Source organism: Promicromonospora xylanilytica, from assembly GCF_054782895.1.
Genome location: NZ_BAAGRP010000029.1, coordinates 1 through 956 on the forward strand (window position 1 = coordinate 1; position 956 = coordinate 956).

The 956-nt window shown below is 66.5% G+C and carries 1 protein-coding gene; it reads left to right on the forward strand.

The genetic code is table 11. The features are described 5' to 3' along the window. The first annotated feature begins 266 nt into the window (after positions 1 to 266). Positions 267 to 947: a transposase family protein gene (locus tag ACYVK7_RS17610; RefSeq protein ID WP_460889025.1), complete on the forward strand. Its 681-nt coding sequence runs from the start codon at positions 267 to 269 to the stop codon at positions 945 to 947. Positions 948 to 956: the final 9 nt, after the last annotated feature.

Below are 956 nucleotides of genomic sequence, written 5' to 3' on the forward strand. Positions count from 1 at the left end.
AGAGCGTTATTCACGGTGGTGGGCCGGCTCGTGAGCTGGTCACGTCCTTACCAGCATCGTTGCTGGTCAGTGGCGAGCTTCGGCAGGTAGCGCACAGGTCCTTGCGTCCGGTTTGATCAGGTTGTCGAGACCAGTTCGAGCCGAGCGAAGGACCTGTGCACTATCACTCTACTTGCGGGCTGACGCCTGCCCAGACGACCGAGCTGATCGCCCGCGCGTGGCAGGTGCACACCTGCCGACTGCCCGGGCAGCGACACACGTTCCGGATGCCGTTCGGGACGGCGATCTCGATGGTGCTGCTCATCGCCCGGCACAACCTGGCCCAGCAAGTAGCGGCCGATCTGTACGGGATCTCCCAGCCCACGGTCTCGCGGATCTGGCGGTACCTGCTCGCGCTGATCGGGCAGGTCACCGCGATGGACCGTCAGCACCTGAGCCAGGCACTGGAGCGCGGCGTCGTGCTGATCGACGGCACCCCGATCCCCACCGGCAACCGGACCGGCACCGGGACGACGAACTTCAACGGCAAGCACCGCAAGCAGGCCCTGAACATCCAGGTCGCCGCCCGCCTGAACGGCGCCCTGGTCGCCGTCTCGGTCCCGGTGCGTGGGTCACGGCACGACTCCCGCGCGCTGGAAGAGGTCGGCTGGGCGGCCCAGATCACCGCCGCCCGAGCCGGCAACGAGCTGCTGGCCATGTTCGCCGACACCGCCTACGTCAAGCACACCAAGCTGACGCCGCGCCCGAAGAAGAAGGACGTGCCCCGCACGCAGGCCGACAAGGAGTGGAACCGCAAGATCGCCTCGATGCGCGCACCGGTCGAGCGGACCGTCGCTCACCTCAAGCAGTGGAAGATCCTGTCCACCGGCTACCGCGGCCGACTGACCGAACTACCAAGCGTGATCCACATGATCACCAACCTCGAGTTCTACCGCCAGGCCACGTGAATAACGCTC

What these genes read in the sequence shown, in the direction of transcription:
- ACYVK7_RS17610 (WP_460889025.1), top strand. Translation starts at nt 267, where the DNA reads ATGCCGTTCGGGACGGCGATCTCGATGGTGCTGCTCATCGCCCGGCAC.